The sequence below is a fragment of the Polaromonas sp. P1_F9 genome (assembly GCF_056405615.1).
Genome location: NZ_JBFUBT010000002.1, coordinates 554,183 through 580,088 on the forward strand (window position 1 = coordinate 554,183; position 25,906 = coordinate 580,088).

The 25,906-nt window shown below is 60.5% G+C and carries 22 protein-coding genes; 12 read left to right on the top strand and 10 right to left on the bottom strand.

Features of this window, described 5'->3' with window-relative positions:
* Nucleotides 1–150 precede the first annotated feature (150 nt).
* The gene (locus AC1DYR_RS07900; protein ID WP_477704605.1) at nt 151–1,074 is read left to right on the top strand and encodes a LysR family transcriptional regulator; all 924 of its coding nucleotides are present in this window, start codon (nt 151–153) and stop codon (nt 1,072–1,074) included.
* 93 nt (nt 1,075–1,167) lie between these two features.
* Here AC1DYR_RS07900 and AC1DYR_RS07905 read toward each other — a convergent pair whose 3' ends face one another.
* Entirely contained in the window at nt 1,168–2,019 is an 852-nt protein-coding gene (locus AC1DYR_RS07905; RefSeq protein ID WP_457279301.1) for a SirB1 family protein, read from the bottom strand.
* A 74-nt stretch (nt 2,020–2,093) separates the two neighbouring features.
* The gene (gene murJ / locus AC1DYR_RS07910) at nt 2,094–3,659 is read right to left on the bottom strand and encodes a murein biosynthesis integral membrane protein MurJ (RefSeq protein ID WP_477704606.1); all 1,566 of its coding nucleotides are present in this window, start codon (nt 3,657–3,659) and stop codon (nt 2,094–2,096) included.
* Between the two features lie 330 nt (nt 3,660–3,989).
* Here murJ and rpsT point away from each other — a divergent pair, with 330 nt between their 5' ends.
* A complete protein-coding gene (gene rpsT, locus AC1DYR_RS07915) occupies nt 3,990–4,301 on the top strand; it encodes a 30S ribosomal protein S20 (protein ID WP_007864125.1) in 312 nt (103 codons plus the stop codon).
* Nucleotides 4,302–4,422: 121 nt separating this feature from the next.
* Here rpsT and AC1DYR_RS07920 read toward each other — a convergent pair whose 3' ends face one another.
* Nucleotides 4,423–4,743, bottom strand: coding sequence for a DUF3579 domain-containing protein (locus AC1DYR_RS07920; RefSeq protein WP_411885285.1), 321 nt, complete (start codon nt 4,741–4,743; stop codon nt 4,423–4,425).
* 271 nt (nt 4,744–5,014) lie between these two features.
* On the opposite strand from AC1DYR_RS07920, the gene AC1DYR_RS07925 reads away from it, so the two are divergent.
* Nucleotides 5,015–6,232 carry an acetylornithine/succinylornithine family transaminase gene (locus AC1DYR_RS07925; protein WP_477704607.1) on the top strand — a complete coding sequence of 406 codons (1,218 nt, stop codon included), beginning with the start codon at nt 5,015–5,017 and terminating at the stop codon, nt 6,230–6,232.
* Nucleotides 6,233–6,330: 98 nt separating this feature from the next.
* Nucleotides 6,331–7,242, top strand: a complete 912-nt coding sequence (gene argF, locus AC1DYR_RS07930) for an ornithine carbamoyltransferase (RefSeq protein WP_477704794.1) — start codon at nt 6,331–6,333, stop codon at nt 7,240–7,242.
* A 211-nt stretch (nt 7,243–7,453) separates the two neighbouring features.
* Here argF and glk read toward each other — a convergent pair whose 3' ends face one another.
* Together glk and AC1DYR_RS07940 are read right to left on the bottom strand one after the other, a co-directional pair.
* Entirely contained in the window at nt 7,454–8,473 is a 1,020-nt protein-coding gene (gene glk / locus AC1DYR_RS07935) for a glucokinase (protein WP_477704608.1), read from the bottom strand.
* Between the two features lie 37 nt (nt 8,474–8,510).
* Nucleotides 8,511–9,512 carry a Bug family tripartite tricarboxylate transporter substrate binding protein gene (locus AC1DYR_RS07940; RefSeq protein ID WP_477704609.1) on the bottom strand — a complete coding sequence of 334 codons (1,002 nt, stop codon included), beginning with the start codon at nt 9,510–9,512 and terminating at the stop codon, nt 8,511–8,513.
* 203 nt (nt 9,513–9,715) lie between these two features.
* On the opposite strand from AC1DYR_RS07940, the gene AC1DYR_RS07945 reads away from it, so the two are divergent.
* A complete protein-coding gene (locus tag AC1DYR_RS07945) occupies nt 9,716–11,056 on the top strand; it encodes a class-II fumarase/aspartase family protein (protein ID WP_477704610.1) in 1,341 nt (446 codons plus the stop codon).
* Between the two features lie 25 nt (nt 11,057–11,081).
* Nucleotides 11,082–12,140 carry an oxidoreductase gene (locus AC1DYR_RS07950; protein WP_477704611.1) on the top strand — a complete coding sequence of 353 codons (1,059 nt, stop codon included), beginning with the start codon at nt 11,082–11,084 and terminating at the stop codon, nt 12,138–12,140.
* A 43-nt stretch (nt 12,141–12,183) separates the two neighbouring features.
* On the opposite strand, the gene AC1DYR_RS07955 is transcribed toward AC1DYR_RS07950, so the two are convergent.
* A complete protein-coding gene (locus tag AC1DYR_RS07955; protein WP_477704612.1) occupies nt 12,184–13,320 on the bottom strand; it encodes a GntR family transcriptional regulator in 1,137 nt (378 codons plus the stop codon).
* 100 nt (nt 13,321–13,420) lie between these two features.
* Nucleotides 13,421–14,185, bottom strand: coding sequence for an SDR family oxidoreductase (locus AC1DYR_RS07960; RefSeq protein WP_477704613.1), 765 nt, complete (start codon nt 14,183–14,185; stop codon nt 13,421–13,423).
* Between the two features lie 222 nt (nt 14,186–14,407).
* Between AC1DYR_RS07960 and kynB the strand changes: the two genes are divergently transcribed.
* The 3 genes from kynB to kynA are packed head-to-tail and all read left to right on the top strand — an operon-like array spanning nt 14,408 to nt 17,224.
* Nucleotides 14,408–15,067: an arylformamidase gene (gene kynB, locus AC1DYR_RS07965; protein ID WP_477704614.1), complete on the top strand. Its 660-nt coding sequence runs from the start codon at nt 14,408–14,410 to the stop codon at nt 15,065–15,067.
* A 10-nt stretch (nt 15,068–15,077) separates the two neighbouring features.
* Nucleotides 15,078–16,358, top strand: a complete 1,281-nt coding sequence (gene kynU / locus AC1DYR_RS07970) for a kynureninase (RefSeq protein ID WP_477704615.1) — start codon at nt 15,078–15,080, stop codon at nt 16,356–16,358.
* Nucleotides 16,358–17,224 carry a tryptophan 2,3-dioxygenase gene (kynA, locus tag AC1DYR_RS07975; RefSeq protein WP_477704616.1) on the top strand — a complete coding sequence of 289 codons (867 nt, stop codon included), beginning with the start codon at nt 16,358–16,360 and terminating at the stop codon, nt 17,222–17,224. The genes kynU and kynA overlap by 1 nt, the downstream gene beginning before the upstream one ends.
* A 42-nt stretch (nt 17,225–17,266) precedes the next feature.
* Here the strand turns inward: kynA and AC1DYR_RS07980 are convergent, their stop codons facing one another.
* Nucleotides 17,267–18,166 (bottom strand): GlxA family transcriptional regulator, encoded by a 900-nt coding sequence (locus tag AC1DYR_RS07980; RefSeq protein WP_477704795.1) that lies wholly within the window; start codon nt 18,164–18,166, stop codon nt 17,267–17,269.
* Between the two features lie 82 nt (nt 18,167–18,248).
* Here AC1DYR_RS07980 and AC1DYR_RS07985 point away from each other — a divergent pair, with 82 nt between their 5' ends.
* From AC1DYR_RS07985 to AC1DYR_RS07995, 3 genes are all read left to right on the top strand, one after another.
* Nucleotides 18,249–18,926 (top strand): DJ-1/PfpI family protein, encoded by a 678-nt coding sequence (locus tag AC1DYR_RS07985; protein ID WP_477704617.1) that lies wholly within the window; start codon nt 18,249–18,251, stop codon nt 18,924–18,926.
* Between the two features lie 27 nt (nt 18,927–18,953).
* Nucleotides 18,954–19,934, top strand: a complete 981-nt coding sequence (locus tag AC1DYR_RS07990) for a tripartite tricarboxylate transporter substrate-binding protein (RefSeq protein ID WP_477704618.1) — start codon at nt 18,954–18,956, stop codon at nt 19,932–19,934.
* Nucleotides 19,935–20,293: 359 nt separating this feature from the next.
* Nucleotides 20,294–21,391, top strand: a complete 1,098-nt coding sequence (locus tag AC1DYR_RS07995; protein WP_477704619.1) for a hypothetical protein — start codon at nt 20,294–20,296, stop codon at nt 21,389–21,391.
* Nucleotides 21,392–21,584: 193 nt separating this feature from the next.
* On the opposite strand, the gene AC1DYR_RS08000 is transcribed toward AC1DYR_RS07995, so the two are convergent.
* Both AC1DYR_RS08000 and AC1DYR_RS08005 read right to left on the bottom strand, forming a co-directional pair.
* The gene (locus AC1DYR_RS08000; RefSeq protein ID WP_477704620.1) at nt 21,585–22,808 is read right to left on the bottom strand and encodes an FAD-dependent monooxygenase; all 1,224 of its coding nucleotides are present in this window, start codon (nt 22,806–22,808) and stop codon (nt 21,585–21,587) included.
* A gap of 159 nt (nt 22,809–22,967) precedes the next feature.
* The gene (locus tag AC1DYR_RS08005) at nt 22,968–25,856 is read right to left on the bottom strand and encodes an aconitate hydratase (RefSeq protein WP_477704621.1); all 2,889 of its coding nucleotides are present in this window, start codon (nt 25,854–25,856) and stop codon (nt 22,968–22,970) included.
* Nucleotides 25,857–25,906 lie beyond the last annotated feature (50 nt).

Sequence of the window (25,906 nt, forward strand, 5' to 3'; positions counted from 1 at the left end):
TCTCCCAATGCAAATCAATCACAGAAGCACGCATGGTCGGCCAGATTCAACTATTATTCAAACGAAAGATATTGCCTTTCAACATGAAAATAATTGATTCACCGATTAATTTGCTGATTAATCTGCTGATCGATCTGCAGGGAATAACTGATGAGCTTGTCTATCCTTGAACTGCGCCACCTGCGCACGCTGACCGCCCTGCGCGACAGCGGCAGCCTGGTGCGCGCGGCGCAATTGCTCAACCTCACGCAGTCGGCACTCTCGCATCAGGTCAAGCTGCTCGAAGAGCGCTACGCCACGCCGCTATTCGAGCGCAAGTCCGTACCCCCGCAGTTCAGCACCACGGGCCTCAGGCTGCTGGCGCTGGCCGACGCGGTGCTGCCGCAAGTCGAGGAAGCCGAGCGCGATGTGGCGCGGCTGGCCACCGGGCGTTCAGGCCAGTTGCGCATCGCGGTGGAATGCCATACCTGTTTTGACTGGCTGATGCCGGCCATGGATTCGTTTCGCTCACGCTGGCCCGAGGTGGAACTGGACATTGTTTCGGGCTTTCACCCCGACCCGATTGCACTCGTGCTGCAGGACCGCGCCGACATCGCCATCGTCTCGGAAGAAGACGCCAGCGAAACCGTCGATTTCCACCCGCTGTTCCGCTTTGAAATCATGGCGCTGCTGGCGAACGAGCATCCGCTGACGGCCAAAACGCATCTCACGGCCAGGGACTTCGCCAACGAAACCCTGATCACCTACCCGGTACCCGACGAAATGCTCGACGTGGTGCGCCAGGTGCTGGAGCCGGCCGGCGTCAGGCCTGCCCGCCGTACCACCGAGCTGACGATTGCCATGCTGCAACTGGTGGCCAGTGGCCGCGGCATCGCCGCCCTGCCCAAATGGGCCGTGCAAAGTTATCTGGACCGGGGTTACGTGACCGCAAGGCCGGTGGGCAAAAAGGGCCTGACTGGGCGCCTCTATGTCGCGTGCACGCAAGCCATGTCAGGCCGGCCCTGGCTGGAAGACTTTGTGGCGATCACACGGGAAAGCTGCTTTCTCACGCTCAGCGAGATTGAACTTCTTTGAGAAAAAGTGGCCGTAGCGCGCTTCGGACAAGCACAAACAGCTATCAAATCAATAGCAAATAGCCGGGGAAAACCAGGGAGATGGCAGGGCGACTCAGTGACGGCTCTGGCGCAGCTGGGTCAGCCGCTCGGCCATGGTGTCAATGTCAAGCGCGTCTTCGGCGTTGGCAAGATAGATTTCCAGGTCGGCAATGGCCCGTTCGGGCTCGCCATGCGCGGCCCAGGCCAGGCCGCGGTCGCGGTATTCAGTCCATGCTTCCGGCTGCAGAACAATCAGGCGGTCCTGCACGGGGATCAGGCGCTGCCAGTCTTCCTGTGTCTTGTGGATTTCCTTGAGATTGCGCAGCATGCGGCTGATGATTTCGCGCGGCGGCGCCGACTGCAGGTACAGGCCCATCGGCACCTCAAACTCTTCGTCGGCGCTGCTGCGTTGCCGGAAAGGCTCCAGCCGCTCGGACAACTCTTCGCGGCTGAGCGACTGGCCGCTGAACGGATCAATCACAACCTGGCCTTTGGGCAGGTTGACCTTCACCATGAAATGCCCGGGAAAGGCCACGCCGCGCGCGTTGAGGCCCAGGCCCAGGGCCAGCTCAAGCCATAGCACCGCCAGCGTGATGGGAATGCCGCGGCGTGTGCGCAGCACGGCATTCAGGTAGCTGTTGTCGGGGTCGTAGTAATCGTTGACGTTGCCGCCGAAGTTCAGGTCGTGAAAGAAGAACTGGTTCAGTGCCCGCAGGCGCTGCAGCGCGGGAGCATCGGCAGGCAGGCGGCGCTTGAGGCGGGCCAGCAGCTGGTCTACATCGCCCAGCACCTGCTGCACATCAAGGTCGGGGTATTCGTCCTGCGCCAGGCTGACGGCGGCCTCCAGCAAGGGGAAATGCTCGTCGCTTTCCACAAGGCTGGAGAAATACTGCAATGGAGACGGTACGGTCAGATTTAATTGCATACCCTACTGTCTCATAAACCGGCGCAAAAAGGGAATCAAGGAATGCCCTTGAAGAGTCTGAAAAAGGCGACAGCTCAGTGTTTCAGGAGTTTTCGCACCTTCAGGCCCGACGCCCACAGCGCTATAAAATAAATAGCGCCCGACGCAAACAGGACAAGCGCCAGCAGCCCTATTCTCTCCAGGTACTGGCCTTTCAGACCGACCCAGTTCACGGCCCCGGCCGCCCACAGCAGGAAAACCGCCAGCAATGCACTGGCGCCCACCACCTGTGCCGAAAACATACCCCAACCGGGCGCCGGCGTGTAGCTGCCGCGCCGCTTGAGCCCCCACAGCAGCCAGAGCGCGTTGATGAGCGCACCAATACCGATGGCCAGCGCCAGCCCCGCGTGTTGCAAAAACGGCACCAGCGCCAGATTGAGCAGCTGTGTCACCACCAGCACGGCCACGGCAATACGCACCGGCGTCTTGATGTCCTGGCTCGCATAAAAACCGGGCGCCAGTACCTTGATGGCCACCAGTCCCAGCAGGCCCGCGCCGTAGCCCATCAAGGCCGTAGTGGTCTGCTGCACGTCGCGGTCGGTAAAAGCACCATAGTGATACAGCGTGGCGACCAGCGGCTGGGCAAATGTCATCAGGGCCACGGCACAGGGAACGGCCAGCAGCACCACAATGCGCAGGCCCCAGTCCAGCATGGCCGAATAGCGCGCCGCATCGCCGGCGGCTTTGGCGGCCGACAGCTGCGGCATCAGCACCACACCGATGGCCACACCCAGCATCGCGGTCGGGAACTCCATCAGGCGGTCGGCATAGGTGAGCCAACTGACGCTGCCGGGCGTGAGGTGCGAAGCGATCTGCGTATTGATAAGAAGCGAAATCTGCGCCACGCTGACACCCAGCAGGGCCGGCACCATGAGCCTGGTGATGTTTTGGGTGGCTGGATCGGCCCAGGCCGCCTTGATCGCAGAAGGGTTCCAGCCGATGCGCGGCAGCAGCCCCAGCCGGAACAGCGCCGGCACCTGCACCGCCAGCTGAAGGATGCCGCCCACCATCACGCCGCCGCCCAGGGCGTAAACCGGCTCGATCCCGTGCGTCTTGAACCAGGGGGCGCCCAGCCAGGCTGCCAGAATCATGGAAAGGTTGAGCAGTACCGGCGTGGCAGCCGGCACGGCAAACCGGCGCCAGGTGTTGAGCACGCCCGAGGACAGCGCTACCAGCGACATGAAGCCGATGTAAGGAAACATCCAGCGCGTCATGAACACGGCGGCCTCGAAGCCGCGCGCCTCCTGCTTCAGGCCGCTGGCCATGGCCCAGACCAGCACCGGGGCTGCCGCCACGCCGGCCACACAGGTCAAAAGCAGCGCCCAGGCCAGTAAAGTGGCGACCCGGTCTATCAGCAGCTTGGTCTCGGCGTCGCCGTTTTGGGCCTTGCTGGCGGCCAGCACCGGCACAAAAGCCTGGCTGAAAGCCCCCTCGGCAAACAGCCGCCGGAACAGGTTGGGAATGCGAAATGCCACATTGAAGGCATCCGTCATGGCGCTGGCGCCAAAAGTCGAGGCAATCAGCAGTTCCCGCACCAAACCGGTGATTCGGGAGACCAGGGTCAGAAGGGAGACGGTAGAGGCGGATTTGAAAAGTGACACCCGTGGAGTTTAGCCTCGGCCTTGCGCCGCCCAACCAATGTCAAGCTGGCTCGATATGGCGCGGAAAAATCAACTCAAAACGCTGAATTTAGGCATCAAATCGGCCTCAATCCCACGTATAGCATGCGCAAGCAGCTACAGATTTGATAGCAGTGGAGTGCAGAAATCCTCTTCACCAGCATGAGCCGTGGAGCCGGCTTTGCCGGGCCACAGGCGGGCGGCCCCCTCGGGGGGCAAGGAGTTACACGCAGTGAACGACTGTGGGGGCTATAATCGTGGGCTTTGCTGCAACATCCACAGACTCCTCCCCAGGATTAAAGGAATTTATATATGGCTACCGCCAAACCCAAGAAAAAGAACCCGCGCCTTGCGTCGGGCCGCAAACGCGTCCGCCAGGACGTCAAACTCAACGCTGCGAACACCTCGCTGCGCTCCAAATACCGCACCGCTGTGAAAAACGTCGAAAAAGCCGTTGCAGCCGGTGACAAAGACAAAGCCAAAGACCTGTTCGCCAAGGCCCAAAGCATTGTGGACACGGTTGCCGACAAGGGCATCTTCCACAAGAACAAGGCAGCGCGCGACAAGAGCCGCCTGTCCGCCAAGGTGAAAGCCCTGGCACTGGCCCCCGCAAAGGCCGCCTGAGCAATCAGGCAAATCGCCCGGACGGCATTTTGAAAATACCGTCCGCCGTTTTGTAGGGTGCGCTGCAGCAAAGCAAAAAAGCCGTCGAAAGACGGCTTTTTTGTTGGGCGCTTCGAAAACCTCAGTCTTTGCGCGGAGGGTCCGGAATTAAACAGGCTTCGGCCACCTGTAAATCGTTGTCTTTGGCGAAGTTGATGGCGAAGTCCCAGGCCATGGGCTCGGCCTCGCGCAGCTCTGAGTTAACGACCACACACTTCACGCCGTTGATGACGGTGGGCACGCACCAGGGGGAGTAGGTCAGGTGGCTGCCAGGCTGCGGGCCGCCCGGGCGGAAATGACTCATCACGCCGCACAACCTGTCGGCCCAGTCGCTGGGCCGGAAGGTTTTGCCGTCGCGGGTAATACCCTGAATGAAGACTTCTTTGGCGGTGTTGGAGACCATCGGATGGAGGGTTTTTGCGGCGCCTGACGTGGGAAGGGGATCGTATTCACCCCATGCTGCACCGCACAACAATTCTATCTTATTTGCGACTCTTATATAAGACTTGATGCCTGATTTTCAACATCAGGAGGCGCCAGGCGCCTGCATTGCAGTGATGCAGGATCGTCACAAAAGCCCGCAAACTCTGCGCCTAAAATCGCGTCAGGCCCGCTTCACTTATCGCGGGCCTCCGATTTTCAGCCCTGTTACAGCCATTGTTCCGGAGTTCTCCATGACCGCAGCCCTGCCAAAACATATCGAAGCCGCCTCTCCTCACGTGATGAACACCTACGGCCGCCTGCCCATCGCGCTGGACCACGGCCAGGGCTGCCGCGTCTGGGACGTTAACGGCAAGGCCTACCTCGACGCACTGGGCGGCATCGCCGTTAACACGCTGGGCCACAACCATCCCAGGCTGGTGCCGGCCCTGCAGGAGCAGATCGCCAAGATCATCCACAGCTCCAATTACTACCATGTGCCTTTGCAGGAAACCCTGGCCGCCAAACTGGTGGAACTGTCGGGCCTGGAAAACGTGTTTTTCTGCTCCACCGGCCTGGAAGCCAATGAAGCCGCGCTCAAGCTGGCGCGCAAGTTCGGCCATGACAAGGGCATTGAGCGCCCGGAAATCGTCGTCTATGAGAAAGCCTTTCATGGCCGCAGCATCGCCACCTTGAGCGCCACCGGCAACCCCAAAGTGCAGGCCGGCTTCGGCCCGCTGGTGGAGGGATTTATCCGCGTGCCGCTCAACAACATCGATGCGCTGAAAGCGGCGACGGCCAACAACCCGAATGTAGTCGCGGTGTTTTTTGAAGCCATCCAGGGCGAAGGCGGCATCAACAGCATGAAGGACGAATACCTGCGCGACGTGCGGGCGCTGTGTGACGAACGCGACTGGCTGCTGATGATCGACGAAGTGCAGTGCGGCATGGGCCGCACCGGAAAATGGTTTGCCCACCAATGGTCGGGCATCAAGCCCGACGTGATGCCGCTGGCCAAGGGCCTTGGCTCAGGTGTGCCGATTGGCGCGGTGGTGGCCGGCCCCAAGGCCGCACATATCTTTGGCCCCGGCAACCACGGCACCACTTTTGGCGGCAACCCGCTGGCAATGCGTGCGGGGGTGGAAACCATCCGCATCATGGAAGAAGATGGCCTTCTCGCCAACGCCGTGAAGGTGGGCGACCACCTGCGTGCGGCGCTGGCCCGCGAACTCGCCGGCGAAAAAGGTTTGAAAGAAATTCGCGGCCGCGGCCTCATGCTGGGCATTGAGCTGACAGTGCCTTGCGGCGAGCTGCTCGCCCGCGCCGCCGAAAACGGCCTGCTGCTGAGCGTGACCGCCGACACCGTGATCCGCATGGTGCCTTCGCTGATCATGACCATGGCTGAAGCCGACGAAGCGGTGGCCATTCTGGTTCCGCTGATCAAGCAGCTTTTGAAAGAAAAATCAGCATGACCGCAACGAAAGAATTTTCCGCCGGGCCGCCCCAAGGAAAATTAGCCCCCTCGGGGGGCAGCGCAGCACACGCAGTGGCAAGCGTGGGGGCTCCTTTAGTGCGGCACTATTTGCAGTTCAGCGACCTGAACGCGGCCGAATACGCCTATGTTTTCGAGCGCGCCGCCATCATCAAGAAGAAATTCAAGGCCTACGAAAAACACCAGCCCCTGGTCGACCGCACGCTGGCGATGATTTTTGAAAAAGCTTCGACGCGCACGCGCGTGAGCTTTGAAGCCGGCATGTACCAGTTGGGCGGCAGTGTGGTGCACCTGACCACCGGCGACAGCCAGCTGGGCCGTGCCGAGCCGATTGAAGACAGCGCCAAGGTCATCAGCCGCATGGTCGATCTGGTGATGATCCGCACCTTCGAGCAAACCAAGATCGACCGCTTTGCCGAGCACTCACGCGTGCCGGTCATCAACGGCCTGACCAACGAATTCCATCCCTGCCAGATCCTGGCCGACATATTCACCTACATCGAGCACCGCGGCTCCATCAAAGGCAAGACGGTGGCCTGGGTGGGCGACGGTAACAACATGGCCAATACCTGGCTGCAGGCCAGCGAAATCCTCGGCTTCAAGGTGCACGTGAGCACCCCGGGCGGCTACGAGGTTGACCAGTCCATCGCCGGCATCCGTTCGGCCGAAAGCTACAAGGTCTTCAAGGACCCGATGCAAGCCTGCGCTGGTGCCGACCTGGTCACCACCGACGTATGGACCAGCATGGGCTATGAGGCCGAAAACGAAGCACGCAAGAAAGCTTTCGCCGACTGGTGCGTGGACGCCGAGATGATGGCCGCAGCCAAGCCTGATGCGCTTTTCATGCACTGCCTGCCTGCTCACCGCGGCGAAGAAGTCGAAGCCGACGTGATCGACGGCCCGCAGTCGGTGGTCTGGGATGAAGCTGAAAACAGGATGCACGCGCAAAAGGCGCTCATGGAGTTCCTTTTGCTCGGGCAGCTCGCGTAACACGCGAGTGCAGGCGCAAAGCGCCGGTAGCCTGTTTCGGCGCAGGCTCACGTGCGCAAAGCGCACGTGAAGCGGCCACCGGCCGCGTGCCAAAGCCAAAACAGGATGCACGCACAAAAGGCACTCATGGAGTTCCTTTTGCTCGGGCAGCTTGCGTAAACGCTGAGGGATCAACGATAGAGCGTGAGTTCCATCGGCACCGCGAGCCGCGTCACCCGTCTCGCGGAACACCAGTCGCTGAAGCGGAGGGGCTGTCCAACGCAATTGCGGCGCCGCGAAGCGCAGGTGATTGCGCGGACTGAATGACGTACACCGGCACGTCGGCCAGGAACTGTGCAAAGCGTCCCTTTGCCCTGAAGCGTTGCCCAAACGCCGTACGCTCAAAAACCCCTCCCATGCGCGGAACGATGCCGCCGCCGATAAATATCCCGCCGCGAGTGCCAAGCGTCAGTGCCAGATTACCCGCGACCGTTCCGAGGAATGCGCAGAAAAGATCGAGTGCTTCGCGAGACCAGGGATCACCCCCATCCAGTGCTGCCGACGCTACGGTCGCCGCATCAAGCCCGACATCAGGTGCACGGCCGTCAACTTCCTTGATGGCCAGGTAGATATCCACCAGGCCTTGGCCGCACACGGCTCTCTCGGCCGAAACGTGCCCGTAGCGGCGGCTTAACCAATGAAGTACCGCCTGCTCACGCGGGGTGCAAGCCGCCAAAGTAGCATGTCCGCCTTCCCCCTCGATCGGGATCCAGCCGCCCTGCCCGTCGGGCAACAGCCCCGAAACGCCCAAACCGGTACCGGGCCCGATCAAACCCATCGCAGCGAAAGAGGCGGGCTTTCCGCCCTGAACCTGGCGCAACTCCTCTGGTCTCAATGCGTGCAGTGCCAGAGCCAGCGCTGTAAAGTCATTGAGCACCCGCAGCTTCGCGAATCCGAATTGCTCTTTCAGTGCCTTGATCGAGAAAGTCCAGCGATGGTTGGTCATTCGCACCTGATCCCCATGCACTGGATTGGCAATCGCGATTGCGCAGTCAGGAGGCGCGCTTCGCCCCACAAGGCCCAGGTAATGCCGGATTGCATCCGCAAGGCTGGCATATCCGGCACAAGGCAATATCACCAGGTCATTGATGGATTCCCCGGCGCCGGCCTGCCACGCGAAGCGTGCGTTGGTCCCGCCTATGTCGGCCAAAAGCCGCCCACCGCCGCCAGGACTGCCGGGCAATGCAGTCATCTTTTTTTATCGCAACCGGTCCAGAATGAGCCGCTTGTCATTCCATGGTGATTTTTGCGGTCTTCACAATCTCGCGGTACAGCGCGGCTTGGGGACCGACGAACGCACGAAGCTCACGGCCGGTCATCGGAGCGACCGTGATGCCGGCTTCCGCCAGCTTTGTGCGCACGTCGGGCTGCGCGAGCGCTTCCAGTAATGCCTTCTCATAAGCGGCCACGACAGAGGGGGAGGTTCCCGCTTTCAGAAACAGGCCTTGCCAGAGCGGCAGTGAAATTCCGTTGAAGCCCTCTTCCTCGCCAATGCGCCTGACATTCGGCAGTTGCGGAACGCGTGCACCATCAGACACCGACAGGGCCTTGATCTTGCCCTCCTTGAGAAAGGGCATTGCCGTCGACAAGACCAGCACCGCGCTGTCGACCTGGCCACCAACAAGATCATTCACGATCTGGGCACCGCCACGGTACGGGATATGCAACATTTCCACCTTCGCCCGCTTATTGATCAGCGACCCGTAGAGATGTTGCATCGTCGCAATGCCGGGCGTTGCGTAATTGAAGTTCTCTTTACCGCTTTTGCGCAGCGCACCCGCCAGGTCGGTAAGCGTCGCGTGGGGCGAGCCCGCGGGGACGGCGAATACCAGGGGCACGGTGGTCATTCTTCCAACCGGCAGAAGGTCCTTCTCCCAGTCAAGCCTGGCCTTCGGATTGACCATGGGCACGAGCACTGTATCCGTGCCCCCCATGTAGATGAGGTTACCGTCGGCTGGCGCATTGAGCACTTTTTGCGCGGCAATCATGCCGCTGGCGCCCGCAACGTTCTCGACGATAACCTGGCGCCCCAGGCGCTTTGACAGTTCGGTCCCCACAACCCGGGCGACCAGGTCGGCACTGCCGCCGGCAGAGTACCCGACTATCAGCGATACAGGCTTGTCCGATTGTGCGCGGCCAATGCCTGGTAATAGCGCGCCGCCACCCAGCAAAGCAAGCTGGTTCAACAGCCTGCGACGCCCGGCTCGCTGGCGAGCGAAAAGATCTTCCATGACGTGTCTCCATGTTCTATGTACCAGCTGAATGCATGGCGAGTATATTGTATTTATATTTATTGTAAATTGTATTAATTTCCAATTTATCCAATATAAAACATGGTATTACTTAAATACAATATGTATCTATCACAAATTTTTAAGCGAGCATGGCCAATACAGGCATACCGCTTCAACCAAAGCAGCCCATGAATACAAGTATGTTTGAGTCATTTATCACCGGCCACTGGTTCAGCGGCGAAGCCAAGCGCATCTGGAGCGACAGGGCCACGTTGCAGGCGTGGCTCGATGTTGAAGCAGCACTGGCTCATTCCCAGGCCGAGCTTGGCGTCATTCCCGCCGAGGCCGCGCAAATCATTGGAAAGAAGGCCAATGCCGGGCTCTTCGATCTGCAACGCCTGTCCAGGGACATCGCGTTTGCACATCATCCGCTTGTTCCCGTCCTCTCCCAGTTCGAGGAACTGTGCGGTGAACCAGCCGCGGGCTATATCCATTGGGGGGCGACGACCCAGAACATCTTCGATACCGCCAGTTCACTGCAGATGCGTGAGACACACCACTTGTTGACGGGTCATCTGGATGCAGCCATCGCCGCACTTGGCTGGCTGGCGCAGGAACACCGGGCAACGGTGATGGCGGGCCGCACACACGGCCAACATGCATTGCCGATGACGTTCGGCTTCAAGCTTGCCGGCTGGATTGACGAACTGGACAGGGACCGCGACCGACTGATGCGGCGCCTGGCGTCGTCGTTCGTTGCGTGCATGGGCGGTGCAATAGGCACTTTCGCGGCGATGGGCAATAAAGGCCGAGCCGTGGAAGCCCGCATGGCTGAGCAACTCGGGTTACCGCCAGCCGGGCTGCCAAGCCGTTCGTCTTACGACCGCGTATGCGACTACATTTCAGCACTGGGATTGCTTGCAGGTACTGCGCAGAAAATCGCGCAAGACGTCGTATTCATGCAGCGCACCGAAATCGGGGAGGTTGCGGAAGCGTTTCATATGGGCAAGGTAGGCAGCTCGACCATGGCGCAGAAACGCAATCCTTCCACCGCGCTGCTGTTGGTCAGCCTTGCGCGCATGATGCGGATGCGGGTGCCTGCGGCCCTTGAAGCCATGGTGCGCATGGACGAAGGCGATTCGTCGGCAACCAATGTGACCGACACCCTGCTTCCAGAAATCGCCATCATCTCGGCGTCCATTGCCGAGACCCTTGCCAGGCTGGCAAAGGGTCTTACCGTGAACATTGAGGCGATGCGGCAAAATCTTGAACTGTCAAATGGCCTGATCGCTTCGGAAGCCGTCATGATGCGGCTGACCAGGCTGATGGGACGCCACGAAGCACACAAGCTACTCTACGAAGCAGCGCAACGGTCCCAATCCGAAGGCGTTCCGTTTATAACAAGCATCAGTGAGCACCCGATGTTTGCAAAACATGGGCTTCCCGAGGGCCTGGCCCAGGCACTTGTAGCGAGCAACTATGTGGGCGAATCGGCGGCAATCACGATTGAGACGGTCGAGCGCGTGACGCAACCTCGATAAGCGGTCAACCTAAAAGGGGCACCTAGTGCTTAAAACTCTCTCCGTTGGCATCGTCGGTTACGGTTACGCGACCAAAACGTTTCATGCGCCTTTGATAGCTGGAGTCCCGGGGCTCAGACTTGCCGCGATTTCAAGCAGCGATCCTTCCAGGGTGTATGCGGATTGGCCCGATGTGCAGGTCGAAGCAACTGCAGAGCGGCTTTTTGCGCGTCCGGACATTGACCTTGTGGTGATACCAACACCCAACGACACACATTTTTCGCTCGCTTGCGCAGGGCTGGCCGCAGGCAAGCATGTGGTGGTCGACAAACCCTTTACGGTCACGTTGGACGAAGCACGGCAACTGCAGGCAAAAGCGCAGACCGCTGGGCGCCTGCTCTCCGTCTTCCACAATCGGCGCTGGGATGCAGACTTCCTGACTGCGCGCCAGATCATTGCCTCCGGTGAACTGGGGCAAATCGTTCATTTTGAATCGCATTTTGATCGTTACCGGCCGGAAGTTCTTGGCCGTTGGCGCGAACAAGCCGATACGGGCGGTGGACTGTGGTACGACCTTGGCGCACATCTACTGGATCAGGCGCTGCAGCTATTCGGGCTTCCCGAATCGATTGCGCTTGACCTCGCACAGCAACGCGATGGTGCAAAGACTCCCGACTGGTTTCACGCCGTGTTGCGCCATGGCCAAAGCCGGGTCATTTTGCATGGCAGTGCTCTGACGCCGGCGCCGGGGCCGCGCTTCACAGTGCATGGAAGCCTGGGCAGTTTCGTCAAGATGGGTCTTGATCCACAAGAGGATGCGCTAAAGGCCGGAAAGCGGGCGCCCGCCCTGGACTGGGGAGTTGATCCCTTGCCTGCCGAGGTTTCAGTTTGGCTTGATGGCGCTTGCTTAAGGCGCGAAATAAACTGCGTTGCGGGTGACTACCCTGCCTACTACGGCGCAGTACGCGATGCCATCCATGGCAAGGGCATCAACCCCGTCACGGCCAATGATGCGATGCAGGTCATCGGTTTGATTGAGCTGGGACTGCGGAGTGCACGGGAGGGTCGCACCATGCCCGTTTCTGCCATCGAATTCCAGGCATGACAGCACGCGTTCGGCAAAATGATCAGGAACCGGTAGCAAGCGCCTAGCCGCGAGTTTTGGCGGACTTCCGCAAACCCTGCTCGTGCGGCTCACCAGCCATCGGCAGGGTGGCTATCGATTGGCCGGCGTAAGTCGTTACAGGAATCAGGCGTACGCCATAGGGGATTGAGGGGTCGGCCCATCGTGCATTGATGGCCTGGTACAAATACTCGATCTGATCGGCCACGCTGCATCCGATCGTGTCAAAGAAGTTGGCGTGCTCGTTCGCAAGATCCGTACGTCCCAGCAACACCACGCTCAGCAGTGCGGGTATGCCAACGCCAGCCTCTTGCAGCAGCTTCCGAAATCTGGCGCCATCCTCGATACCCCATGCCACCAACGCGGTGAAAGGTAGCTGCCCCGAGGCATCCAGACTGGCCTTGACCATCCCCACAAGCACCGCTTCGTAGTTCTCATCAGGCAGGTGCGGCACGGTGATCGTCTGCAGCTCAATTCCTGTCAGGGTGGTCTGCAGGTAGTCGAACCGCCGCCGTCCCATCTGGGTTGCCAGGAATGGGTGCGACGTCGTTGCATACGCAATGCACCTATGGCCTTGCTGCTGCAAAAGCGTGATCGCCGCAGCCAGCGGCTCTCCCCATTCCATTCCGACCACCTCGACGTCGGCTCCAGCGAGGGCCGCGCCATCCACGGCCAACGCATCACATTTCTCTTTCAGCGCTGCGAGTAAATCAATTGTGATGGTTTTGTAGCTCGACTGAACCACGCAGGCGTCAAAGCGGGGCGAGCCCTTCAATACAGTCCGCGCATGGGCGGGATCGGTGTAGGAAACTTCCAGTACGCGGTGGCCGTCGACGGTAAAGCGGCGCTGCAGTCCTTCTATCAACACACGTCCGCGGGTAATGCTGATTGAACGGCGAAGCAGCAGCACCGACCTTCCGGCCGGCGACGAGGCGCCGGGGCCGACATCAGCCTCGCCTTCCACGCGAAAATAGGTCCCTCGCCCTACTTGCGATGCAATCAGTCCCCTGGCTTTCAGGCCCTGGAAGGCGCGCTGAATCACCATCTGGGACACAGCAAACCGGCGCATCAAATCCCGAATGGTCGGAAGGCGATCCCCGGGCCGGGCGGTACGCGCCAACTCTTCGAGGTACTGTTCCAGATCAGATGCTGTATTGCTCATATACATACAATACAACACATTTCACGCAACCCTCAGTTGACCTGGCTATGCACCATGCATACCTTGAGCAATATGCGCCGGGCTCAACACACAACAGCCCTCAACCGCGGCCTACAAACGGCATCTTCGTGGCCATGATGGTCATGAACTGCACATTAGTTGACAGCGGCAGAGACGCCATATGCACCACCGCGTCGGCAACTTCTTTCGCGTCCATCATCGGCTCAATGGCGATCTCGCCGTTGGCCTGGGGCACGCCCTTGGCCATGCGGGCCGCGAGCTCCGTCATGGCATTGCCGATGTCGATCTGGCCGCAGGCGATGTTGTACTTGCGCCCGTCCAGCGAGATGGATTTCGTCAGGCCCGTGATGGCGTGCTTGGTGGAGGTATAGGGCGCTGAGTTGGGCCGAGGCGCATGGGCCGAAATCGAGCCGTTGTTGATGATGCGGCCGCCCTGGGGCAACTGGTCTTTCATCAACTTGATGGCGGCCTGTGCACAGAGGAAGGAGCCGGTCAGGTTGATGTTGACCACATTGGTCCACTGCTCAAACGTGATGTCTTCGAGGTTGACGGGCGGCGCCCCCACACCGGCGTTGTTGAACAGCAAGTCCAGCCGGCCGAACTTTTCCTTCACTTTGGCGAATGCCGCCGCCACGGAGTCGGGCTGGCTCACGTCGGTCGGCAAAGCCAGCGCGCGGTCGGTGCCGGACTCTTTGGCAACCTCGTTGAGCGGCTCGGCGCGACGACCCACCAGCGCCACGCTGTAGCCTTCACGCAGCAGGGCCAGGGCCACAGCCTTGCCAATGCCGGTGCCCGCGCCGGTGACGAGTGCGACTTTGCCGCTGGACTTGCTCTCGGAATTCATGGTGTGCCTTTGTCTCTTTGAAGGGGTTGTAAAGGCGCTCTGGTAAATCGATACCGCAACGAGCGTTACAGCCTTTAATTGTGCCCGAGGCTGACGGGTCCCACAGGCCGCGCCCGGCGACTGCGCGGCCCGCTTTTGCCAGGTACTTTAGGTTTCAACTATTTTTGAGATTGTTGGAAATAACCGACACCACGGCTTTTTTGCCGGTGCTACCTTTGCACCATGACAGCCCGCACCTCCGCTTCCACCACATCACCACCGCGAAAACTCTGGGACATCTCACCGTCGGTGGACGAAAACGCCGCGGTGTTCCCCGGCGACACGGCCTATTCGCAGCAGTTGCATTTTTCGCTGACGCCGGACTGTCCGGTCAACGTCAACAGCATCACACTATCGCCCCACACCGGCGCGCATGCCGATGCGCCGCTGCACTATGCCAACGGTGAAACCAGCGTCGGCGAACTCGACCTCGCGCCCTACCTCGGGCCATGCCGCGTGATCCACTGCATGGACTGCGGCCCGCTGGTGCAGCCGGAACACATCGCCCATGCGCTGGAAAACCTGCCGCCCCGCGTGTTGCTGCGTACCTCAGTGGCAGCCAGTCAGTCATGGGAATCATTTACGGCCATAGCCCCCGCCACGCTTGCGCTGCTAGCTACCAAAAACATAGCGCTTGTCGGCATTGACACGCCCAGCGTGGACCCCGCCACCAGCCAGAACCTGCCCAGCCACCACCAGTTGCTGGCGCACGGCCTGCGCGTGCTCGAAAACCTGGTGCTCGACGACGTGGCCGAAGGCGACTACGAACTCATTGCCCTGCCGCTCAAGCTCACCCGGGCCGACGCCTCACCCGTTCGCGCAGTCCTGCGTGAACTTCCATGAAGACCACTCCATGACTACTCTGCAAGACTGCCGCGCCCTCGATGCGCAAGACCCGCTGCGCACGCTGCGCCGGCAATTCACCCTGCCCGAAGATGTGATCTACCTCGACGGCAATTCGCTGGGCGTGCTGCCCAACACAGCCGCCGCTCGCGTCGCTGAAGCCGTGACCGCCGAATGGGGCCAGGGCCTGATCCGCTCCTGGAACAGTGCCGGCTGGTTTGAACTCCCGCAGCGCCTGGGCGACAAGATCGCGCAACTGATAGGCGCGGCCCCCGGCGAAGTGGTGGCCACCGACAGCACCTCCATCAACCTCTACAAGGTGCTGAGTGCCGCGCTGCACATCGCGGCCCAGGACGCGCCCGACCGCAAACTCATCGTCAGCGAGCGCAGCAACTTCCCGACCGACCTCTACATCGCCGAAGCGCTGTGCCGTGAACACGGCTTTCGCCTGCGACTGGTCGAACCCGAAGAGATCGCCGCCGCGCTCACCAGCGAAGCGGCCGTGCTGATGCTGACCCACGTGAACTACCGCACCGGCGCCATGCACGACATGGCCGCCGTCACTGCAGCAGCGCACGCAGCAGGCGCACTCACCGTCTGGGACCTGGCCCACAGCGCGGGCGCCGTGCCGGTAGACCTGAATGCGGCGAAAGCCGATTTCTCGATTGGCTGCGGCTACAAATACCTTAACGGGGGCCCCGGCGCGCCAGCCTTTGTCTGGGTCAACCCCAAACACGCAGACCGCTTCTGGCAGCCGCTGGCCGGCTGGTGGGGCCATGCAGCACCTTTTGAATTCACTCCGGACTACCGGCCTGCCGCTGGCATCTCGCGTTACCTCTGCGGCACCCAGCCCATCCTGAGCATGACCGCGCTGGAGTGCGGGCTGGACACCGTGCTGGCCGTCGAGGCATTCGGCGGCATGCAGGCCCTGCGCAAAAAATCGCTGGCACTGACCGACCTGTTTATTCAACTCGTGGAAGAACGCTGCGCGGGACACGGCCTGGGCCTTGCAACACCACGTGAGCACGCGCAACGCGGCTCACAGGTGTGCCTGACCAGAACCGAAGGCGCCTACGCCATCGTGCAGGCACTCATCGCTCGTGGCGTCATCGGCGACTTCCGCGCCGGCGACGGCGCGGCCGGCAAGCACCTGGACATCTTGCGCTTCGGCTTCACGCCACTCTACATCGGTTTTGAAGACGTCTGGAATGCGGTTGAGCACCTGAAGCAGGTGCTGGAAACCGCCGAATGGCACAAAGCCGAATTCAACCAGAAGCACGCGGTCACCTGATGAACAACTACAGCGACAACAACAAACCCCAAGCGCCCGCAGACATCGTGCGCGACGAAAAAGCGCAGCTCGACTTCAGTCAGTCGATGAGCTATGGCGACTACCTGCAGCTCGACGCAATCCTCGGCGCACAAAAACCGCTCTCGCCCGACCACAACGAAATGCTGTTCATCATCCAGCACCAGACCAGCGAACTCTGGATGAAGCTGATGCTGCACGAGCTGCGCGCGGCAATAGCCAATGTGGCCAAAGACGAGCTGGGCGCCGCTTTCAAGATGCTGGCCCGCGTGAGCAAGATCATGGAGCAGCTGGTACATGCCTGGGACGTGCTGGCCACCATGACACCGCCCGAGTACAGCGCGATACGCCCTTACCTGGCCAACTCCAGCGGCTTTCAAAGCGCGCAGTACCGCTGCATCGAATTCGCGCTCGGCAACAAGAATGCCGCCATGCTCAAGCCCCATGCGCACCGGCCCGACCTGCTCGCGCAGGTACAAGCCGCGTATGAAGCCCCGTCACTCTATGACGAAGCCCTGCGCCTGCTGGCCCGCCGCGGCCTGGCCGTACCGCCCAGCCACACGCAGCGCGACTGGACGCAAGGCTATGCCGAAAGCGATGAGGTTGAGCAAGCCTGGCTTGTGGTGTATCGCGACCCCAAGAAGTACTGGGACCTGTACCAGCTCGGCGAAGAACTCACCGACCTGGAAGACGCTTTCCGGCTCTGGCGCTTCCGGCATGTGACCACGGTGGAACGGGTGATCGGGTTCAAGCGCGGCACGGGTGGAACCGGCGGCGTCAGCTACCTGCGCAAGATGCTGGATGTGGTTTTATTTCCTGAGATCTGGAAACTACGCACTGACTTATAGACGCCCCGGGGTGCAGACGGTGAACTCCGGGGGCTTTGGTGATCAGCAAGCGCCGCTGGTCCTGGAAATACCCCGGGCCGATCTGGTATGCCTCTGGACTTCCTTCCCCGACAGACGCCCCGAGCTGGCGAGGATTTCCGCCTGTTCACACCGCAAGCTGTTGAGTGCGGCCATGGGGCCCATGCCGAAGTTTTCCGCAAATTTGCGCTGAAAAGTGCGCCGGGACATATTGCACATATCCGCCATCTCATCGACGGACCATTCATGATCAAGCCGGGCCTGCAACAACTCGATCAACTGGCGAAATGGTGCAACGGCCCGATCCTGAATCCTCATGGCCTGGCTGTACTGGCGCTGATCGCCGTCCCTGCGTAAATAGACAAGAAGCCGCCGCGCAACACGCTGCGAGATGTCGGCGCCATGGTCGCGCTCGATAAGGGCCAGCGCGAGGTCGATACCGGCGGTAACACCCGCCGTGGTCCAGTACTTGCCGCTTTCGCAGTAGATCTTGTCGTCGTTAACCCTGAGGTCCGGAAAGTCCCGCTGCAATCTCTCGGCGGATCGCCAGTGGGTGGTGACCTCCCGGCCACTCAACAGGCCGGTCGCGGCGAGCAGGAAGGCCCCCGTGCAAACGCTGCAGGTTCTACGTGTGGCCTGGTCTCTTTCCCGCAGCCAGTTGACCAGTTGAAAATCGGCACATGCCGCATGGACACCGCCACCGCCTGGCACCACCAGCGCATCGATCGGCAGTGCCGCGGCAGCCCCCAGATCGTGGTCCACATGGATTTTCATTGCACCATCGGCGCTCGTTACAGCGTCTTTCTGTGCCACGGTGACCAGGCGATACGCCGGAACGCCCACCTCTTCATTTGCCGTGGCAAATGCCTGCCACGGCCCGGCGAGGTCAATGGGCTGGAAGCCGTCAAACAAAAGAAATGCCACCCATTTTGGCGCACATTCGCCCGCTTTTGGCACTGCCCCTGCGGCACCTGGCCTTACCGTCAGCGTCTTAAGGAGGGTGTTCATGAAAGTTAATATTATTCTCTTCAATGCCTTGACACAACTTGATTTGACAGGGCCTTTTGAAGTCCTGGCACGTGTGCCGGGGGTGCATGTCGAGCTCGTGGGGAAGTCACTGGAGCCAGTCCGCTCGGACCGCGGCCTCACGCTGATACCCACCACGACCATCGCAAACGCACCACCCTGCGACCTGCTGGTGGTGCCGGGGGGACCTGGAACCGACGACGCCATACTGGATGCCGAGTGGGTCAATTTCACCCGCAGGCAAGCAAAGTCAGCGAAGTACATCTTCGGCATCTGTACGGGTTCGCTGCTGCTCGGCGCCGCGGGCCTTCTCAAGGGCCGGCGAAGCACCTGCCACTGGCAGGCCATCGATTTTCTGCCGGCGTTCGGTGCCATCGTCACCAGAGAGCGCATGTGTGTGGACGGAAATATCTTCACTGCTGGCGGCGTGACATCCGGCATCGACATGGCCCTGAAGGTCGTCGCAATGCTGATGGGAGACGAAGCAGCCAAGCAAATCCAGCTCCAGATCGAATACGACCCCAAGCCACCCTTTCCGGGTGGTACACCCTTTACATCGGAGCCGGCCATCATCGAGAAATGCCTGGCAGCGACTCAGGCGCGACGGGCCCTGCGGGCCTCGGCTGTCGACTATGCGGCCCTTCGCATGCCAGCCTGAAAAGTACCGGTAACCCTGGAGAAACTTATGAGCAAGAAACTGTTTTCACTGGTTTTTTGGGCCTTGCTGGCATGCGGCATGGGCGCGCAGGCGCAAGGTGTTTACCCCTCGAAACCGGTGACATTGATTGTTCCCTACCCCGCAGGAGGCCCTATGGACAAGCTCGCGCGGGAGCTTGCCCTACCGCTGGAAAAGCAGTTAGGGCAATCCATCATCATTCAGAACCTGTCAGGCGCCGGAGGCAACCTGGGCAGTACCATCGCCTTGCGTGCGACTGCCGACGGCTATACCCTGCTGTTGAACCATATCGGGATGGCGACAGCCCCTGCGCTATACCGCCGCCTCGGTTTCAACCCGGAAACGGACTTCGAACCTTTGGGCATCATGGCTGAATCGCCACTGATGCTGGTGACACGCCCACAGATAGCTACGGGCTCAGCGGTTGAGCTGGTGCGGTGGATAGCCACGCAACCACAGGTCAAGCTTGCCAACGGCGGCATTGGGTCGGCGTCGCATCTGTGCGGCCTTCTCCTCCAGTCTTCGCTGGGCATCGGCATGACCACCGTTCCCTATCGCGGGACCGCTCCGGCGCTGGCGGATTTACTGGGGGGCCATGTAGACCTGATGTGCGATTTGACAGCCAATGTGCTGCCTCATGTATTTAGCGGAAAAACCAGGCCCGTCGGCGTGACATCAGCCAAGCCGCTCAACGTTCCCGGCGCCTCGGCGATCCCGACGCTCGAGAAATTCGGGATTCCCTCCGTCCGGCTTGGCGTCTGGTACGGCTTGTATGCGCCGAAGAACACGCCTCAGGCGGTACAAACCAGGATCAACGCTGCATTGCTGGCCGCAATCCAGACGGACGCATTCAAACGGGCACAACTCGCTTCAGGAATCGATGTGGTTCGGGATGCGCGCAACACACCCGCGGGCCATCGCGAATATTTGCACAGCGAAATTGCACGCTGGACGCCGGTGATCAAGGCGGCGGGTGCGTACGCGGACTAGGGCTGGCCGGAAACGTAATCCACAAGTAGCCAGAGCCTTTGTAGGACGTGCGCAAGCAGCTATTATTTTTATAGCAAATGCAACAAGGCGTTCCAGCAATCGCCATTTTCATTGTCGATCTATCATTCCGACGCATCATCCAGGATGACATGATCCGGGAGGGAGACCTCGAGCGCCTACTTTGCTTTAGGGTGATTCGATCCATGCTTGGACGCAATCCTGCCCCGTTGTGCCGGTCAAAATAGTCAGCGATACTTCGGCGGTCCGGTTCAATACCTGACTGTATTTCACGATAGCTGCCCTTCCATCGGTAGACTTTGTTCGTCTGCTGTCTTAAATACCTGTCACCCATCTGATCCATGAATTTTTCGACGCTATCCAGGACCAAAAAGACTTTGTCGGCGCTTGCATTGCTTGTGTTTGCGCTCGCTTGTTTTTTTGCCAAGAACGATTTTGAATATTTCAAACACTACGTCTACGACTTCACGCACGAAGGGGATAGATATGCCGCGTTAGCGGATACGACAGGAAATACAACGGGAAAGACAACGGGAGATGCGGCGGCAAAGGCTGTCACCGTGTCAAAGACACTCGCCATTTTTACCGGTGATACCGGTCATATCACCAAGGGCAAACTCCTGGATGCAAGCTACAAAAAAGAGTACGACCAGCTTCCTGAAAAACTCTACGCCCTCAGTTTTGGTGAAACCATTTATTGCGTTACCTGCAAAGACGGCAAGGGCGAAAAGCAACGCGGGTACTCCCTGATTGAAACGAATACGCCTCAGGACCTGGAAAAGTATCAAACGAAGGTCGGCCAGGAAAACTGGAAAGCCTATTTAAAGCTCGCAATGAAGGGCGCTGTTGAATACCCCACCCTGATGCCCGCCCTGCTTAACGACAACTACCTAGTCTCAGCAGAAGACTTCGGCAGAAAATACGGCAACGACTTCGATGCGTTTTATCTCAAGGAATTGCCGTATGGCGTCAAAGAAAAGCTTCTCGATTTCTATTCATCCGATGAAGGAGCGGCCTATCGGTTCGTGAATTCCGGAAATCTCAAATACTCAAGCCTGTTAAGGGAAGGCGATTTCAGCGGCCAGGACAAGAAAGAAATCGCCATTCTGCTCAAGGACACGCGGGAAGGACTGAACGATGCCTACCTCCTCCTGGTGTTCCTCAGAAAAAACGATCCTTCCCTTCATCCGGAGTACTACATCGCATTTAACGAAGTTTTCCCGGGCAAGGTCATCATCGAAACTGTTTATAAAGATCCGGAAGAGCGGTGGGATCACAAGATTTTTATGAACACTGAAGAGAAAGTGGAAACCCGGTACAACAGCTTGAGAATTCTCCGGCCCGAACAGAGGGACAATGTGCTGGTTTATGATGAAAAATTCGACAGGATGAGGAAGTACATACAAGTTCCAAAGTCCGAGAAAAACAAAATCCCGTGAATAAATAGCGACCGCATCTGCAAGCGTCGCCAAAATTTCACCCAGGCGTGACCGCGGTCCCGCGAGTTTTTTCCCCAGTCCGGGCAGAGCTCCTTGCCGTCATGAAGCCCGGACCACAAATTGACGCACGGCCCGCGGTGAAAGCGCGTATCAACCGTGCAAGGCCTGCGCAAACAGCCGCCGTCCTATGGGCTCAATGCCCATCAAGGTAGCTTGGGCTTGCCCCGTATAGCCAGGGCATATCCAGCAGCTTCTCACCCAACAGTCGCATTGCGGTATCCCTGCCCCACCGCGACACCCCATTGGCGTGGAATATCTGCCCATTGCGCAAAGCCCTCGCCTGCACGCGCGCATTGCGCTGCCAACGGTTGAGCGCATAACGCTGCAGCATCGTGGGCACGTCGAACACCGGGTCCAGCGCCTGAGCCAGGGCATGGCCCAGCTCGGCAGCGTCTTCAATCGCCATGCCCGCTCCTTGTGCCAGATACGGCCGCATCGGGTGGGCGGCATCGCCCAACAAGGCCACGCGGCCTACAGCGTGCTGGTGGGCACCCCGCATCGGCGCGCGGTCATGCAGCACCCACAAGCGCCAGCCCCCGATGGCATCCAGTACCTCGCGCAGCGCGGCACAGCAGCCGGCCGTCGCCACGCCCAGATCGGAGGTGTTGGCACTGTGGTCCCAGAGGTCCGCTTCGGCAGCGGCTTCACCCTGCACGATGGCCACCACATTGAGCCATTCACCGCCGCGCACCGGGTACTGCACCACGTGCATGCGCGGCCCCAGCCAGACCGTGATCTGCCGGCTCCTGAGCAATTCAGGTAGATCGGATTGCCGTACCAAGGCGCGGTAAGCCAGATGGCCGGTTCGGCGTGGCAGACCGTCACCCAGCAGTTCCTGGCGCACTGTGCTCCAGATGCCGTCAGCACCTATGAGGGCGTCGCCTTCAATGCCAGGGCCGTCGTCGGCCTGCACCGTGACGGCTTGCGCGGTCTGGCTGAAGGACTGCAGAGGCCGGCTCAGGTGCAGCCTCACGTCGGCATGCTGCTGCACGGCCTGCAGCAGCATGCCGTGAAGGTCTGCGCGATGAATGGAAAGATAAGGCGCGCCATACCGCTGGACCATTGCCGCACCCAGGCCCAATTCGCCCAACTGCTTTCCGGACATCGCACTGCGTATCTGCAAGCGTTCCGGAAAGGCGGCCACGGCCTGCAGTGCATCAGCCAATCCCCAGCTGTGCAGTACCTTGACCACATTCGGGCCGAGCTGAATGCCGGCACCGACCTCGCTGAACGCGCTTGCGCGTTCAAACAGGCGCACATCCCAGCCCGCGCGCGACACTGCCAATGCAGCCGCGAGCCCTCCGATGCCGCCACCGGCTATCAGGGCTTGTTTAATAGGGCCCCCACGCTCACTCACTGCGTGTAGTTCCCTGCCCCCCGAGGGCGCTAATTTCCCTCGGGGCGGCCCGGCGGGGATAAGGCCCCCACGCTCGCCCACCGCGTGTGGCTCGCTGCTCCCTGAGGGGGCTAATTTCCCTTGGGGCGGCCCGGCGGGAAATTGCTTCGCTGCTCCGCATCAAGCGAGCAACTGCCGCAGCACAAACGGCAGGATGCCGCCGTTGCGGTAGTAATCCACCTCAATCGGCGTATCGACGCGCAGGATCACGGTGACTTCCTCGCGCGAACCATCGGCGCGCGTGATGACCAGTTTGGCTTCGCTTTGCGGCTTCAGCTCAGGGTGCGGAATCACGTCAATGACTTCATTGCCGGTGAGCTTCAAGGTCTGCCACGAGTCGCCCGGCTTGAACTGCAGGGGCAACACCCCCATGCCCACCAGGTTGCTGCGGTGGATGCGCTCAAAGCTGCGCGCCACCACCGCCTTGATGCCGAGCAGCTGCGTGCCTTTGGCGGCCCAGTCGCGCGACGAACCTGTGCCGTACTCCTCGCCGGCAAAGATCACGGTGGGCGTGCCTTGGTCCATGTACTTCATTGCAGCGTCGTAGATGAACATCTTTTCGTTGCCGGGCTGGAACAGCGTCACGCCGCCCTCTTCGCGCGAGCCTTCCGCATCAGGCGGAATCATCAAATTCTTGATGCGCACGTTGGCAAACGTCCCGCGCATCATCACGTCGTGGTTGCCGCGGCGCGCCCCGTAGCTGTTGAAGTCGGCCTTCTGTACGCCGTTGGCCTGCAGCCAGAGGCCTGCGGGCGAGCTGGCCTTGATGGAGCCGGCCGGCGAAATGTGGTCCGTCGTGATGGAGTCGGCAAACAGCGCCATGATGCGCGCACCCTTGACCGACACGCTGCCGGCCTCGCCCGCCTTCATGGTGAAGTCCTTGAAGAAAGGCGGCTCGGCAATGTAGGTGCTGGCCGGCCAGGTGTACGACGTGCCTTTGACGCCCTTGATGTTTTCCCAGAGCTTGCCGGGCTCGGTCTTGACCTTGGCGTAGTTGGCGCGGAAAGCCTTGCCGTTCATGGCGTACTTCATCAGCTTGTAGATCTCTTCGCTGGTCGGCCAGATGTCGCCCAGGTAGACATCCTTGCCGCCCTTGCCTTTGCCGACGGGCTCGGTCATCAGGTCGCGCATCACCGTGCCGGCAATGGCGTAGGCCACCACCAGCGGCGGGCTGGCCAGGAAGTTGGCCTTGAGGTTGGGGTGGATGCGCGCCTCGAAGTTGCGGTTGCCCGAAAGCACGGCCGCGCAGACCAGGTCGCTCTTGCTGATGGCTTCATTGAGTTCGGGCGTCAGGTCGCCGGCATTGCCGATACAGGTGGTGCAACCGTAGCCAGCCAGTGCGAAGCCGAGCTTCTCCAGGTAAGGCAGCAGGCCGGTCTCGGTGAGGTACTCGGTCACGATGCGCGAGCCGGGGGCCAGCGAGGTCTTGATGTGCGGCTGCACCTTCAGGCCGGCTTCCACCGCCTTCTTGGCCAGCAGGCCGGCGGCCAGCAGCACGCTGGGGTTGGAGGTGTTGGTGCAACTGGTGATGGCGGCGATCAGCACGTCGCCGTTGCCCACCGTGATGCCGGGCGCCGAATGAACAACCTCTGTATGTGACTTTGCGGGCGCGTCGGTGGTGTTGCTGGCGCGTGCGTGCGCCAGCGTAGGGCGGTTGCCTTCCATTTCCATCACCGGGCGTGCCGCGCCCGCCGGGGTGGGCGGTGCAGACGGCAGCGTGTCCAGCCGGCCTTCATCAGTACGGCGTACCAGGTGGCGCGTATTGAGCATGCCGGCGGGCTGGTTAAAGCCGTTCTCGGCAATCGACTTGCTAAAGAGCGACTTGAACTGGCTGGCAACGTTGCCCAGCTCGATGCGGTCTTGCGGGCGCTTGGGGCCGGCCAGGCTGGGCGTGACATCGCCCAGGTCCAGCCTCACCACATGCGAGTAATCAATGTCGCCGGCCTTGGCCACGCCGAAGAGGCCTTGCGCCTTGAAGTAGGCCTCGAAGGCTTCGATCTCTTCCTTGGTGCGGCCTGTGCCCTTGAAGTAGTCAATGGTTTTTTCATCGACCGGGAAGAAGCCCATGGTGGCGCCGTATTCGGGCGCCATGTTGCCGATGGTGGCGCGGTCCGGCAAGGCCAGCGTGCGCGTGCCTTCACCGAAGAATTCGACAAACTTGCCGACGACCTTTTCCTTGCGCAGCTGCTCGGTCACGCGCAGCACCAGGTCGGTGGCAGTGACGCCTTCGCGCAGGCGGCCTGTCAGCTCAAAGCCCACCACGTCGGGCGTAAGGAAGTACACCGGCTGACCCAGCATGGCGGCTTCGGCCTCAATGCCGCCGCAGCCCCAGGCCACCACACCGATGCCGTTGATCATGGTGGTGTGGCTGTCGGTGCCCACCAGCGAGTCGGGGTAGTACACGTTGTCTTTGGTCTTGTGCACGCCGCGCGAGAGGTATTCAAGATTGACCTGGTGCACGATGCCGAAGCCCGGCGGTACCACGCCAAAGGTGTCAAAGGCCTGCATGCCCCACTTCATGAACTCGTAGCGCTCGCGGTTGCGCTGGAACTCCAGCTTCATGTTGAGGTCCAGCGAATTTTTCTTGCCGTAGTAGTCGACCATGATGGAGTGGTCGACCACCAGGTCGACCGGCACCAGCGGCTCGATGGCTTTGGGGTTCTTGCCCAGCTTCAGCGCCACGCTGCGCATGGCGGCCAGGTCGGCCAGCAGCGGCACACCAGTGAAGTCCTGCAGCACCACGCGCGAGACAACGAACGGGATTTCTTCGGTGCGCTCTGCCTGGGGCAGCCAGTTGGCCAGTTGTGCCACATGCTCGGCCGCGACCTTTTTGCCGTCGCAATTGCGCAGCACCGACTCAAGCACGATGCGCATGGACACCGGCAGGCGGGAAACTTTGGGAAACTGTTTGGCGAGTTCCGGCAAGGAGTAGAACTTGCCGGTTTTGCCGGAGGCGGTCTTGAAGCTTTTGAGCGTGGAGGAAAAAGCGTGGGGAGGCGGTTTGGCCATGGCGGACTCCTTTTTATTGACAGCAGCCCCCATTCTGGCAGGCACTGCGG

Excerpts from the sequence above, each read along its gene's own strand:
- AC1DYR_RS07920 (WP_411885285.1), bottom strand. The coding sequence starts at position 4,743 with ATGGTCTCCAACACCGCCAAAGAAGTCTTCATTCAGGGTATTACCCGC.
- AC1DYR_RS07960 (WP_477704613.1), bottom strand. The coding sequence starts at position 14,185 with ATGAATTCCGAGAGCAAGTCCAGCGGCAAAGTCGCACTCGTCACCGGC.
- glk (WP_477704608.1), bottom strand. The coding sequence starts at position 8,473 with ATGACTGCATTGCCCGGCAGTCCTGGCGGCGGTGGGCGGCTTTTGGCC.
- AC1DYR_RS08005 (WP_477704621.1), bottom strand. The coding sequence starts at position 25,856 with ATGGCCAAACCGCCTCCCCACGCTTTTTCCTCCACGCTCAAAAGCTTC.
- AC1DYR_RS07995 (WP_477704619.1), top strand. The coding sequence starts at position 20,294 with ATGAATTTTTCGACGCTATCCAGGACCAAAAAGACTTTGTCGGCGCTT.
- rpsT (WP_007864125.1), top strand. The coding sequence starts at position 3,990 with ATGGCTACCGCCAAACCCAAGAAAAAGAACCCGCGCCTTGCGTCGGGC.
- AC1DYR_RS07990 (WP_477704618.1), top strand. The coding sequence starts at position 18,954 with ATGAGCAAGAAACTGTTTTCACTGGTTTTTTGGGCCTTGCTGGCATGC.
- kynB (WP_477704614.1), top strand. The coding sequence starts at position 14,408 with ATGACAGCCCGCACCTCCGCTTCCACCACATCACCACCGCGAAAACTC.
- AC1DYR_RS07940 (WP_477704609.1), bottom strand. The coding sequence starts at position 9,512 with ATGGAAGATCTTTTCGCTCGCCAGCGAGCCGGGCGTCGCAGGCTGTTG.
- AC1DYR_RS07945 (WP_477704610.1), top strand. The coding sequence starts at position 9,716 with ATGTTTGAGTCATTTATCACCGGCCACTGGTTCAGCGGCGAAGCCAAG.
- AC1DYR_RS07925 (WP_477704607.1), top strand. The coding sequence starts at position 5,015 with ATGACCGCAGCCCTGCCAAAACATATCGAAGCCGCCTCTCCTCACGTG.
- AC1DYR_RS07905 (WP_457279301.1), bottom strand. The coding sequence starts at position 2,019 with ATGCAATTAAATCTGACCGTACCGTCTCCATTGCAGTATTTCTCCAGC.
- AC1DYR_RS07900 (WP_477704605.1), top strand. The coding sequence starts at position 151 with ATGAGCTTGTCTATCCTTGAACTGCGCCACCTGCGCACGCTGACCGCC.
- kynA (WP_477704616.1), top strand. The coding sequence starts at position 16,358 with ATGAACAACTACAGCGACAACAACAAACCCCAAGCGCCCGCAGACATC.
- kynU (WP_477704615.1), top strand. The coding sequence starts at position 15,078 with ATGACTACTCTGCAAGACTGCCGCGCCCTCGATGCGCAAGACCCGCTG.
- AC1DYR_RS07985 (WP_477704617.1), top strand. The coding sequence starts at position 18,249 with ATGAAAGTTAATATTATTCTCTTCAATGCCTTGACACAACTTGATTTG.
- AC1DYR_RS07955 (WP_477704612.1), bottom strand. The coding sequence starts at position 13,320 with ATGAGCAATACAGCATCTGATCTGGAACAGTACCTCGAAGAGTTGGCG.